The 11,853-nt window shown below is 74.0% G+C and carries 10 protein-coding genes; 5 read left to right on the forward strand and 5 right to left on the reverse strand.

Annotated features, from left to right (window positions below):
• Positions 1-23 precede the first annotated feature (23 nt).
• The 4 genes from ACQP26_RS17475 (at position 24) to ACQP26_RS17490 (ending at position 4,035) form a co-directional block, all read left to right on the forward strand.
• The gene (locus ACQP26_RS17475; protein ID WP_433493396.1) at positions 24-1,190 is read left to right on the forward strand and encodes a Gfo/Idh/MocA family protein; all 1,167 of its coding nucleotides are present in this window, start codon (positions 24-26) and stop codon (positions 1,188-1,190) included.
• 28 nt (positions 1,191-1,218) lie between these two features.
• Positions 1,219-2,562 carry a pectate lyase family protein gene (locus ACQP26_RS17480; protein ID WP_433493397.1) on the forward strand — a complete coding sequence of 448 codons (1,344 nt, stop codon included), beginning with the start codon at positions 1,219-1,221 and terminating at the stop codon, positions 2,560-2,562.
• Positions 2,563-2,843: 281 nt separating this feature from the next.
• Positions 2,844-3,302, forward strand: coding sequence for an ATP-binding protein (locus tag ACQP26_RS17485; protein ID WP_433493398.1), 459 nt, complete (start codon positions 2,844-2,846; stop codon positions 3,300-3,302).
• A gap of 7 nt (positions 3,303-3,309) precedes the next feature.
• Positions 3,310-4,035 carry an HD domain-containing protein gene (locus ACQP26_RS17490; protein ID WP_433493399.1) on the forward strand — a complete coding sequence of 242 codons (726 nt, stop codon included), beginning with the start codon at positions 3,310-3,312 and terminating at the stop codon, positions 4,033-4,035.
• Positions 4,036-4,294: 259 nt separating this feature from the next.
• Here ACQP26_RS17490 and ACQP26_RS17495 read toward each other — a convergent pair whose 3' ends face one another.
• The 4 genes from ACQP26_RS17495 to ACQP26_RS17510 all read right to left on the reverse strand — a co-directional run bounded on the left by ACQP26_RS17495 (position 4,295) and on the right by ACQP26_RS17510 (position 9,344).
• On the reverse strand, positions 4,295-4,783 hold the full coding sequence (locus tag ACQP26_RS17495) for a barstar family protein (RefSeq protein WP_433493400.1): 489 nt from the start codon (positions 4,781-4,783) through the stop codon (positions 4,295-4,297).
• A 60-nt stretch (positions 4,784-4,843) separates the two neighbouring features.
• Positions 4,844-5,284: a ribonuclease domain-containing protein gene (locus ACQP26_RS17500; RefSeq protein ID WP_433493401.1), complete on the reverse strand. Its 441-nt coding sequence runs from the start codon at positions 5,282-5,284 to the stop codon at positions 4,844-4,846.
• A 188-nt stretch (positions 5,285-5,472) separates the two neighbouring features.
• Positions 5,473-8,382, reverse strand: coding sequence for a M36 family metallopeptidase (locus ACQP26_RS17505; protein WP_433493402.1), 2,910 nt, complete (start codon positions 8,380-8,382; stop codon positions 5,473-5,475).
• Between the two features lie 416 nt (positions 8,383-8,798).
• Positions 8,799-9,344 (reverse strand): hypothetical protein, encoded by a 546-nt coding sequence (locus ACQP26_RS17510; RefSeq protein WP_269705650.1) that lies wholly within the window; start codon positions 9,342-9,344, stop codon positions 8,799-8,801.
• 332 nt (positions 9,345-9,676) lie between these two features.
• Between ACQP26_RS17510 and ACQP26_RS17515 the strand changes: the two genes are divergently transcribed.
• Positions 9,677-11,275: a hypothetical protein gene (locus tag ACQP26_RS17515; protein ID WP_433493403.1), complete on the forward strand. Its 1,599-nt coding sequence runs from the start codon at positions 9,677-9,679 to the stop codon at positions 11,273-11,275.
• 9 nt (positions 11,276-11,284) lie between these two features.
• Here ACQP26_RS17515 and ACQP26_RS17520 read toward each other — a convergent pair whose 3' ends face one another.
• Positions 11,285-11,842, reverse strand: coding sequence for a M23 family metallopeptidase (locus tag ACQP26_RS17520; RefSeq protein WP_433493404.1), 558 nt, complete (start codon positions 11,840-11,842; stop codon positions 11,285-11,287).
• Positions 11,843-11,853 lie beyond the last annotated feature (11 nt).

Consider the following 11,853-nt stretch of genomic DNA (forward strand, 5'->3'; position numbering starts at 1 on the left):
CCGCGACCGGCCGGGAGTAGCCGGTGAGCGGCAACGACCCGCCGCGGGTGGCGCTGATCGGGGCGAACGGCCACGGCCGCTGGCACCGCCGGACCATCGCCGGGCTGCACGCGGCCGGGCGGGCGCGCCTGGTCGCGCTGGTCGACGTGCGCCCGCTGGAGGACGAACCGGAGGCACCGGTCCCACCGGGGGCCGGCGTGTTCACCGACCACCGGGCCATGCTCGCCGAGTCCCGGCCGGACGTGGTGGTGATATGCACGCCGCCGCACACCCACCTGCCGATCGCGCTCGACTCCCTCGCCGCCGGGGCGGACCTGCTGCTGGAGAAGCCGCCGGTGCTCGACCTCGCCGAACACCGGAGGCTCACCGCCGCCGCGCACGCCGCCGGCCGCGCCGTGCAGGTCAACTTCCAGGCGCTCGGCTCCGCCGCGCTGACCGAGCTGACCGGCGCGCTCGGCCGGCTCGGCCCGGTCACCGGCATCTCCACGCTCGCCGCCTGGCAACGCCCGGACGCCTACTACGCCCGCTCCCCCTGGGCCGGGCGGCGCACCGTCGACGGCCGCCCGGCGCTGGACGGCGCGCTCGCCAACCCGCTCGCACACGCGCTCATGCAGTGCCTGGCCGTCGCCGAATCGGTCACCGGCGCACCCGTCCGCCCGGCCCGGATCGCTGTGGAGCGCTACCGGGTCCGCCCGATCGAGGTGGACGACACCGCCGTGCTGCGGCTGACCCCGCACGCCGGGCCGCCGGTGCTGGCCGCGCTCACCCTCGCCGCCGAGGAACACGTCCCCGGGGAGGTGCTCGTCACCGGGGAACGGGGACGGGCGGTGCTGGAGTACCCGACCGACCGGCTGCGGCTACCAGGCGACGACGTCCCGCGCCCGGTGCCCGGCCGCCGCGGGCTGCTGGCGAACCTGCTCGACCACCGCGCCGACGGCACACCGCTGATCGCGCCGCCGGCGCGTACCGAACCGTTCACCGCGGTGCTGGACGCGCTGCGGGACGCCCCCCGACCCACGCTGCTCGGCGGGGACCTGGTGCGCGTGGCGGGCGACGGCCCGCAGCGGGTGCGGATGGTGCGGGGCGTCGGCGCGGTGCTGCGGGCCGCCGCGGAGAGCGGCGCGCTGCCGTCCGAGGCGGGCGTGCCGTGGGCGGTCACGCCGTACGTGGTGGACCTGGCCGCGCAGTGAATGTCCCTCCAGGAGAACGGAACGAGTCATGCGTACCCGAACCTCAGTCGTCGCGGCGCTGACCGCCGCGCTCGTCCTCACCACCGCCGCGCCCGCACCGGCCGCGCTCGGCAAGCCGTCCCGGGCCGCCCAGCTGATCGGCCGCCAGGCCCTCGCCGCGAACGACGGCTGGGCCGCCGCCGGCACCGGCACCACCGGCGGGTCGGCCGCCGCGCCGGACCGGGTGCACGTCGTGCGTACCCGGGCCGAGCTGGTCGACGCGCTCGGCGGCGACAACGCCACGAACGCCGCCGACGCCACCCCCAAGATCGTGTACGTGGCCGGAACAATCGACGGCTTCGAAGGCCCCGACGGCACCCCGCTGAACTGCGCCGACCTGGCCGACCCGGAGTACTCGCTGCCCGCCTACCTCGCCGCGTACGACCCGGCGACCTGGGGGCGGGTGAACCCGAGCGGGCCGCTGGAGGCCGCCCGCGTGCGGTCGGTGGCCGCGCAGACCCGGCAGACCCAGATCAACGTCGGCTCCAACACCACGATCGTCGGCCTGCGCGGCGCCCGGCTCACCGGCCTGACGCTGATGATCGACCGGGTCGACAACGTCATCGTGCGCAACATCGAGTTCACCGACGCCCGCGACTGCTTCCCCGCCTGGTCCCCCACCGACGGCGACGAAGGCAACTGGAACTCCCAGTACGACCAGATCTCGGTGCGGCGCAGCGAACACGTCTGGATCGACCACAACACGTTCACCGACGGCGACAACCCGGACAGCGCCCAGCCCGTCTACTTCGGGCGGCCCTGGCAGGTGCACGACGGCTCGGTGGACGTCACGCACACGGCCAGCCTCGTCACCGTGTCCTGGAACCGGTTCACCGGCCGGGACAAGGTGATGCTCATCGGCTCGTCGAACACCGTCGGCCCGGACGTGGGCCGGCTCGACGTCACGGTGCGGCACAACCTGTTCGACGGCACTCTGCAACGCCTGCCCCGGGTGCGGTTCGGCCGGGTCGACGTGCACGAGAACCACTACCGGCTCGGCGGGCCCGGCTTCGCGTACGCCCTCGGCGTCGGCGTGCAGTCCGCCCTGTACGCGGAGAACAACTTCTTCACGCTCACCGGCGACACCGCCCCGGCCGACCTGCTCTACGACTGGGGCGGCACCGCCCTCACCGAGCGCGGCAGCTGGGTCCGGCAGGGCGACCGCCTGCCCCGGCCGGTGAGCCTGCTCGCCGCGTACAACGCCGCCCACGACCCGGACCTCGGCGGCGACGCCGGATGGACGCCCACGCTGCGCGCCGCCCGGCCGCTGCCGGCCCCACTGGTCCCCCTCGCCGTCGACGCCTTCGCCGGTGCCGGGCGGCTGCCGCTCTGACCTGCACCCGGGCCCGCACGCGTACCGCCCCGACGCCGTCGGGGTGACCGCCCGCTCGTCCCGGGCCGGCGTCCCCGAAGGGTTCGCCGGCCCGGGACCGATGCCGCCGCGCCGGGCCGCCGGCTGACACACCGCCGCCGATGCGCAATGATCACCTTTGACGGACATCGCCGCCGGGGGAATGAATCGGCGGCCACCGGGGACAACAGGGTGAGAATCAGGCGGTGACAGCGCGAGTGGGCGCCCAGGTCCGGGGACGGGCACGGGACGGAGGGCCGGACGTGACGGGTGAGACATCCGGCGACGTCGGCCCGGTCCTCACCATCGATCTGCCGGCCGACCCGGCCCGGCTCGCCGGCACCCGGGACCGGCTGCGCGCCTGGTTGCACGCCCAGGGCGTCGGCGACTGGGACGTCGACACCGTCATCATCGCCACCGGCGAGGCGTGCGCCAACGCCATCGAGCACGGCTACCGCTTCGCCCCGGAGGGGATCACCTCGCTGCGGGCCGAGCTGCGCGGCGACCGGCTGGAGATCGAGGTACGCGACCACGGCGGCTGGCGCCCGGCCGACGGCGACGACACCGGCGACCGGGGCCGCGGGCGGCTGATCATGGCGCGGGTGATGGACGAGGCCACCATCGTCGGCACGCCGGAGGGCACCTGCGTACGCCTGGTCAAGCACCTCACCCGCGACGTGAGCGGCCCGGCGGTCCCCCAACCTAGCGAAGATCAGCTATAAGGGACGCATGGAGTTCCCCGCGTACCTCGCCACCATGCCGATGCACGCGATCACCGAGATCCACGGTGAGCCCGGCCTGCTGGCCCGGTTCCGGCTGGAGATCGAGGCGTTCGACGAGACCGACCGCGAGCGGTTGACCGAGGCCCTCGACCTGGCCGCCGACCTGCACCGCGACGACCGGCGGGTACGCGAGCCGTACCTCAACCACCTGCTGCGGGTGTCGATCCGGCTGATGCACCACTACCAGGTACGGGACGTGGACGTGATCGTCGCCGGGTTGCTGCACGACGCGGTCGAGGACCACCCCGCCGAACTCGCCGGCCTCGACCCGGATGCCGGCGCGGACGCGACCCCGGCCGCGCTCGCCGTGCTGTCCGACCGGTTCGGGGCGCGGGTCGCCCGGCTGGTCGCGGCGGTCACCAACCCGGCGTACGACCCGGACCGCGACCGCGACGAGCAGTACCGGGAACACGTGGCGGCCAGTCTCGAACGGGAGCCCTGGGCCCGGGTGATCAAGGTGTCCGACTTCACCGACAACGGCGTGGGCGTGATCCACACGGTCGGGCCGAAGGTGGCCCGCGCCGCCACGAAGTACCGCCCGCTGGTGCCGGTCTTCCGCGACCTGGTCGCCCGGCCGGACACGCCGTTGTCGGCACCGGTCAAGCAACACATCCTCGCCCAGCTCGACCTGGCCGAGGAGCGCTTCAGCGCCATCCTCGACCCCCCGGGCTGACGCCCCCGCACCCTCCCCGCCCTCGCCCCGCCCCGCCCCGCCCGGCCCCACCCCGCTGATCATGAAGTTGACCGCCCGGAGACCGCTCCCCACCCCGGCCAACTTCATGATCACCGCCCGGCCCGCTCGGCGTTGATCAAGGAGTTTGGGTCACTGTGGGGGCCGGATCCGGACGCAAACTCCTTGATCGCTCGCTGATTTCAGGCGTCTGGGCGGCCTGCTCGGCGGCACGTTCGAGGTCGGCGCGGGGGTCGCCGGGTCAGCCGGTGGCGGGTGGGCCGCCTACCCGTCCGCCCAGCACCGCGGCGACGCGGGCGCGCAGGGCGGACAGCCGTTCCGTGTCGTCGCGCAGCACCACCCGGAGCGTCTCGTGACCACCGGCGGCGACCGCGCCGAGCACGTCGAGCAGCGTGCCGAGATGGGCGGGCGGTTCGTCGGCGAGCAGGTCCGCCGCGTCGGACACGACCACCGTCAGCGGACCGGCGTCGAGGCGGTCGGCGAGCGCGTCGGCGAGGGCGTCCCAGTTGCGGCCGTACCAGCCGGGCAGCGCCAGCGCCCCGGCCAGCGCCTCGTGCAACCCGGCGCGGGTGCGGGCCTGCTCGCCGGACATCAGCACGCCGCCCGGCAGCGCCCCGCCACCCGACTGCGGGTCACCGCCCGAGCCGGGTACGGCCGCGCCGCCGTCCGGCTCGGGCGACGCGCCGTCGTACACGAGCCAGGCCGGTGCATGCGGGGACGCCGCGCCCATGTTTCCGTCCTTTCCCGACGGCGCGCCGGCCGGGGTGACCCCGGCCGGCGTCGAGGCTGCTCAGAGCCGGTAGAAGTTGGCGTAGTGGTCGGGTGAGAACCAGGTCGCCCCGGTGCTCTTGTTGACCACGATCCGGTACGCGTCCCGGGAGGCGTTGCAGGCGCGCGGGTAGACGTCGTACTCGTAGTAGGTCGCGCCGGCGGGGAGTTGCCCCTCGTAGTTGTAGAACCGGCCGCCGGCGAAGTTGCAGGTGCCGCCGCTCCACGAGTACCAGCCGCGGCTGGTCGGGAAGCTCTTGGCCGACCAGCCGGACCGCGCGGTGCGCGCGTCCGCGCAGCGGGACTGCGTGCAGGAGCCGTACACGGCTGCCGCCGCGGGTTCGGCGAGCCGGGTGGACACGGTGGACGGGGCGACGAGCGCGGCGGCGGCCACGGCGGTGACCAGGGCGGACGCGGCGAGGGCGCGGCGTACGCGGGTGACGGCGGCGCGGAACGGGGTCAAGGGATCCTCCTTGAACGGGACGACAGCGCATCGATCGGCATTGATGGTCGATCGATGCTCAGTCTGTCGAGGATCCTGCCCGCGGTACAGCCCCGATCCGGCGACGGCATCCCGAATCCCGCGTGAACACACGACGGCGGGTGCGGACGGACGACCCGAGCCGCCCGTCCGCACCCGCCGCGTGGGAGCTAGCGCGTGTACGCCTGGAACTCGGCGATCCGCACGTTCTGCGCCTGCGGGCTGGCGGTGGCGCAGTCCGTCGCCGCCCGCGGGTCGTCGTCCTGCTCACCGGCGTAGTCCGGCGCGCCGGTGCACTGGTTGGTCAGCACCTCGACACGCAGGTGCGTGGCGGTGGTGCGCGGGATGTCGAACGACCGCATGATCAGCTCGGGTGCCCGGGGACGCGGCGCCACCGACGGGAAGGCGTCCGGCTTGCTGGTGTAGACCGGCCGGAAGTCCGCCGCGTCGGCGCACGTCACCGGCCCCTGCGCGGTGCAGGCCAGGACCCGGAACTGCCGCAGCGCGGAGTACCGGCTCTGGGTGCCGGCGTCCGCGTCACCGGTGACGGCCGGGCGCAGCATCGCGCTGACCTGCACCCGGCGTACCTGCTGCACGCCGCCGGCCAGGTCGACGGTGACCTGCCGGCCGGCCACCGGCGCGCCGAGTGAGGCCCAGTTGGTGGCCTCGTCGTCGTCGGCGATCTGCGGCAGGTTGATCCCGTCACCGGCGACCGTCGCGCCGGTGGTCGCCGAGGCCAGGTTGGGTCGCAGCGTCACCGGCAGCGTCCGGTTCTGGCCCGCCTTGACCGTCACCGGGCCGATCCGGGTGTGCCCGTAGCCGGGGGCCCGCACCACGAACTCGTACGTGCCGGGCACCAGGTCGACCCGGTCGGTCAGCGGGGTCGCCGCGTCGGTGTCCGCGACCGGCACGGCCCGCGCCTGGTAGCGCCCGACGAACAGCTGCGCACCGGCCACCGGCCCGCGCTCACCGATCGGCAGGAGCCGCAGCGAGCCCTCCCGGGCGTACGGGGAGGTGAAGCCCGGGGTGGGGTCGGGGTCGGTGTGGCCGACGCTGGCCGCGCCCTCCCCCAGGCCGCGCTTGGCGAACGCGTTCCAGAGCAGGTCCTGGTTGGCCCCGCCGAAGCGGATCCGGTCGGCGGCGAGCATCGCGTCCCGGGCGTCGACCATGCTGACCTGGCTGACCGACATCAGCAGGAACGAGTCGAACACCAACTGGATCCAACGCCGGTTGCCGGGGCAGGCGGTCACGTCGCGGGCACCGGTCGCGCACGCCTTCTGGATCGCCGGGGTGCCGCTGCCCCAGCGGCGCAGCATGGCCGCGCGGATGTCGGCGTTGGTGGCGCTCCACACCTCGCCGGAGGCGTGCACCTGGAGGCCGACGAAGTCGTAGTCGAGCGAGCTGTAGTTCAGCGGACTGTCGCTCATGTTGTAGTTGCGGATGCCGGCGTTCGGGTCCTGCGTGGTGTACTCGCCGATGGTGAAGCCGCGCCGGCCGGGCGCGGCGTACCCGTGCTCGAACAGGTACTCCACCGCGAGCTGGTCCGACCAGCTCTCGCTCATGCCCTGCGGCGTGCTGACCCCGGCGCTCGGGCCGGCGATCATGCGGTTGGTGACCGCGTGGCCGTACTCGTGGGCGATCACCGACATGTCGAAGTCGCCGTCGACGCAGGGTGCGTAGAACGAGCCGGCGGTGGGCTGCCACAGGTACATGTTGGTGGTCGGCGCGACGCCGTCCGGCGGGGTGATCTGGTTGGCGTTGTTGCGGGCCGGGAACGTCGGCGGGCCGCCGCTGACGCCACCGGCCTGGGCGTTGCCCTGCTCGGGGTCGTTACCGAGCCCGCCGCGGCCGAGGTTGTCCTGCTGCATGTTCCAGGTCTCCTCGGTGAACCCGAGGTGGTACGTCCAGTCGTGCATCCGGTTGTGCATCGCGAACAGGTTCGCCCGGGCCGCGTCGATGTCGTTGGCGCGCGGCGAGGTGAACACCTCCGGGTTGCAGCGCTGCTCCTGCCACTGGTTCGTCCACGGGTAGTCGTACCTGCGGTCCGCCCGGGGCGTGGCGGTCTCGGTGCCGACGCTGAACGGGTCGTTGCTGAACCAGTTCTGCACGGCTATCGCGTTGTTGCCCTTGGTCGTATTTGTGGACTCACCGGTCGCCGGGTCCACGTCCCAGGCCGGGTGCCCGGGCACGCCCACCACCTCGGCGCAGCCGCGCGCCGGGACGGCGCACCACCGCTTGCGGGTGTCGACCGAGGACCTGTCGACCCGGGGCGAGTTCGGGAAGACCTCCCAGGACGGGTGGTCCGCGGCGTGGTCGATCAGGTCCTCGCGTACCAACACGGCGCCGTCGCGGGCGTCCACGTAGGTGGAGTAGGCGGCCGGGTCCGCTCCGGTGGTGTCCGCGCCGAGGACCACCTCCCACGCCGCGCGCGGCCCACGGTCCGCGGTGGGCACCGCGACCAATGAGGTACGCACGACCTGCGCGTCGGCGCGGCCGGCGTCGGCGATGGCAGCCTTGCGGGCCTGCTCGGCGCTGATCGTCGCCGGGGCCGGCGTACCGGCGTCACGGGCGAGCGAGGAGCTGACGTGCCACACCGCTCCGTCGCGTACGCCGACCGAGAGCATGCCGTCGACGGCGGCCGGCAGGTCGCCGAAGCGCTGCCGGAACAGTACCGTCGCGCCCTGCCCCATCGGCGCCACCGTCAGCAGCTCCAGCGCGGCGGCGCCCTCGGCGGTCAGCCCCAGCACGTCCCGGTTGGCGGCCACGTACGCGCGCGCGGCGGCGGCCGGGTCGGCGGGCAGACCGGTGGCGAGCGGCTTGCCGGTCGAGGTGAGCGTGGCGGGCGTACCGAAGTCGGTCCAGCGCACGCGCGCACCGAGCGCGGCGGCCCGGTCCCGCTGCCGCTCGGTGGCGGCGACGCGGCCCTTGCGGTTGTCCTGGGCCTTGGTGTCGTGCCGGTCGCCCGGCAGGTGGTCGGGTGGCGCCTGGGTTCGGGTCTGTTCCCGGGGTGCCGCCTGGCCGCCGCCGGCGGCGGTCAGGACCAGACCGGCTGCCAGCAGCAGCGCGGTGGTCCCCGTCAACGCACGGGATGGTGTGCGCACGGTCCCTCCTGTCATTGTCGAACAGCGATGTCCGTTCCGCCATCCGACCAGGACGATCGACGCGCCGACACCATCCGAACATCCATAAATGTTGCTGCGTCGATTTCTTGCCGACGTTGACGGCCGGCCTACGGGTTGTCGTCAGCCCCGAGCCACGCCTTGCCACGATCCCGCCGGAGCGAGGACAGACGAACCGATCTCCGGGACTCGCTTCCCACCACACGGGAAGCGAGAAGATCTTGGTAGGAAATGGCCCCTATGAGGGCCATTTCCTACCAAGATCTCGCAGCCGGACTGCGTAAGGTCAGGCCGCCTTGAAGACGGTGTCCAGGTGCCACTCCAGGAACTCGGTGTTGGGGCGCTCAAATCGAGCCGCTACCGCTCTTGTGGCCGGGTCAGTCCTGGGTGCCGGCGAACAGGGTCCAGGCGTCGATCTCGGTCGGGGCGAGGGGCCGCGCCGGCAGATACGACGCCAGGTCGCGGAAGTCTGCCACGGCGTTGTGCACGCACACCGCGAGCGAGAAGTGCAGCAGTTCCCGCGCCGCCTGCGCGTCCGGGGCCGTGACGTCGTCGAGCAGTGGACTGCGCAGGTCGAGCGCGAACACCACGTGGCAGGCGCTCTGGTCGGCCTTCACGACGCAGTAGTAGCGCCCGGCCTCGGCCAGCCGGTTTCTGATGTTCGCCCAGGCCATCGCCCCGGAGATGTCCGGCACGTCGGCGCCGGCCACGCACGCCATCCGGAAGACCCAGCGGGCCGGGTCGTTCGGCGACACCGCGCCGTAGACCAGCACCAGGCCGCCGCGGTGGAACACGGCGAAGCCCTGCACGTCCGGGGTGAGGTGCAGGAAGTCCGGGGTCCAGACCCGGTCGTACTGCCGCTCGGCGAGGGACCGCAGGTAGTGCACGGTGCGGCCGGCGGTGTGGCGAGCGTCTACGCCCATGCGGTCTGGCCCTCCCCCGAAGGATCGCGGAGTTTCACGCTACGAAGCGCTTCGAACACGGATCAAGGTGTGCCGATCGACTCTGGATGGTCGGTCCCGTGAACGGGACCGACGCCGGTCGAGTCCCACGGATAGGACTACGAGGCGGCTCGTCCGATCGGTCAGCAGGCCGGGCGGAGGCGCCGTGCGCGCGGCTGCGCGCGTACACCGGCCGGGGTTGTTAGCGTGGTTCGCGGACCGCCACGGCGATCCGGCCACCCCTCGCCCGACGGCCCGCGCGTCCCGGTGACTCCGCGGGACGCGGTGCTGCCGTCCGGCATGGAGGGGGTGCGATGACCGCGGTGCCGGAGGAGCCCGGGGCGGGCGACGGCCGGCCGAAGCCCGGCGCGCCGGTGGACAGCCGGCGGCGGCGCTGGGCCGGACGGGCGCGGGCGCTCGGCGAGGCGGCGCGGGTGCGGACCCGGCGGTTCTGGGACGGCGCGCAGCCGACGCTGCGGCAACTGTGGTGGACCGAGGAACCACCGACGCCGGTGACCACCGTCGACAGGCGCGCCCCGGAGCCGCTCACGGTGCCGGCGCAGGGTCAGGTGTACGTGTTCCTGGTCCGCGCCACCTACACCTGGTCGTCGGACTCGGCCCGGCCGGAGCTGTTCGGCTGGTACGTGGACTACTTCCAGCAGCAGGCCGCGCAGCGGCTGCACCGGCTGGCGGTGCGGTGCGCGGCAGAGGTGCCACCGCACCGTCCGCGCGACCTGCACGCCGCGTTGACCGCCGCGCTCGCCGAGGACGACCCACCACCCTGGACGTACGCGCGCGGCGAGGTGACGTTCGCCTGCGAGCCGGACGTCACGGTGCACCTGGACGAACGGGTGCGCAAGCTGCTTCAGCCGTACTGGGAGCAGCGCATCGCGCTGGAGTGCGAGCGTGACCTGGACCGCCGCCGCGCCGAGTACGCCGAGGAACGTGAGCGGCGCGACCGCCCGCCCGAGCGGACGACGGAAGGGCCGCCCGCGACACGGGGGGCCGGCCCGAGCGGGCCGGCGGCCACGACCGCGCCGGCCGACGGGAGTGAGCCGGCGGGACGGGCGCGGCGTGGATCGCGGCCGGACGGGCCGGTGGAGTCGTTCACCCCGCTGGAGCCGCTGCTCCCCCACCCGCGCCGCGCCCGGCCCCGGGACAGCGGCCACCCCGGCCGGACGGCCCGGAGCCGCCCCGGGTCTGAGCCCGGACGGTCAGCCCGCGACGGCGGCCTCGTCGGGGCGGGTCCGGCGGGCGGCCAGGTACGCGGCGAGGCCGGTGGCGTCCTCGGTGGCCAGGAACGCGCCGCGCGCGTTGACCAGGGTCTCGTCGGCGTGGGTCAGGCAGCCCCACGCCGTGTCGCCCCACGAGTCGGCGAGCTTGACCTCGGCCGGCTCGACACAGGGCTCGCCCCGCGGCCCGCCGATCTGGCAGTGCCCGGGGGCGCCGTCACGCCGGGCCGCGAACTGGGCGGCCCGGCGAACCGGCGCGGGCCGCCCGTCCGGGTCGGCGGGCGGGGCGGGCACGACGCACGGCCTGGTGAACAGGATCGTGTTGCCGTCGGGGTCGACGGTGCGGCACTCGCCGCCCGGCACGTGGTCGACGGGGTGACCGGCTGCTGCCAGGCGTTCGGCGGTGGCGGCGACGTCGTCGACGTGGAGATACAGCGCGGCCGGGACCGGGGTGCCCTCGACGAGCAGCAGCGTCAGGTCGCCGCAGCGCAGGGGCGTCCGGCCGGCCTCTGCGGGCCGCCCGGTGTAGCCGAACAGCGCGTAGAACCGGCCGGCCGCGTCGACGTCGTCGACGTACAGCACCGGCACCTGAGCCTGCACCCCACCGCGCACCGCGCCACTCTACCCATTGACGCTCCGCGAATCACGTGTTGCAGATCGGGTTTTCGGCCCGGCGACTGACGCCCCGGCTCAGCAGCCGTTGGTGCTCTTCTGGTTGCGCTTCAGCCCGTCTGACCAGGTCACGCCCTGCACGACGGGCACCACGACGCTGCCGTTGTGGATCTGCTCGTAGTGCAGGTGCGGGCTGAGGTCGTACTTCGCCGACGTCGCGCCGACCCGGCCGATGACGTCGCCGCGCTTCACGGTGTCACCGGCGGCCACCGCGCGTGAGTTGAGGTGGGCGTACCGGGTGCGCCAGCCGTCGCCGTGCCCGATGACGATGGTGTTCCCGTAGCCGGAGGTGGTGGAGTAGTACGACTCGAGCACGGTGCCGGCGGCGCTGGCGACCGTCCGGCGGTTGAGGTCGTCCGGGCTGCCGTTGGCGTCGTAGTGGTTCCAGTCGATGGCGTGGGCCGGGCTGTGCCCGTTCCAGTTGTTGCCCTGCCAGGTCTGGCCGCACAGGAACGGCATCCGGAAGCCCGGCCGGGCGGCCTGCGCGGGCTGCACGCCGAGCATCGCGCCCGCGACGACGGCGACAGTGAGTATCGCGGGCACGCGCATCCGGGCAGCGGTGAACGTCAGGGACATCGCCTCTCCTC

This window comes from Micromonospora sp. CA-248089 (genome assembly GCF_050948515.1).
Taxonomy (GTDB): Bacteria; Actinomycetota; Actinomycetes; order Mycobacteriales; family Micromonosporaceae; genus Micromonospora.

Excerpts from the sequence above, each read along its gene's own strand:
- ACQP26_RS17520 (WP_433493404.1), bottom strand. The coding sequence starts at position 11,842 with ATGTCCCTGACGTTCACCGCTGCCCGGATGCGCGTGCCCGCGATACTC.
- ACQP26_RS17510 (WP_269705650.1), bottom strand. The coding sequence starts at position 9,344 with ATGGGCGTAGACGCTCGCCACACCGCCGGCCGCACCGTGCACTACCTG.
- ACQP26_RS17495 (WP_433493400.1), bottom strand. The coding sequence starts at position 4,783 with ATGGGCGCGGCGTCCCCGCATGCACCGGCCTGGCTCGTGTACGACGGC.
- ACQP26_RS17515 (WP_433493403.1), top strand. The coding sequence starts at position 9,677 with ATGACCGCGGTGCCGGAGGAGCCCGGGGCGGGCGACGGCCGGCCGAAG.
- ACQP26_RS17490 (WP_433493399.1), top strand. The coding sequence starts at position 3,310 with ATGGAGTTCCCCGCGTACCTCGCCACCATGCCGATGCACGCGATCACC.
- ACQP26_RS17480 (WP_433493397.1), top strand. The coding sequence starts at position 1,219 with ATGCGTACCCGAACCTCAGTCGTCGCGGCGCTGACCGCCGCGCTCGTC.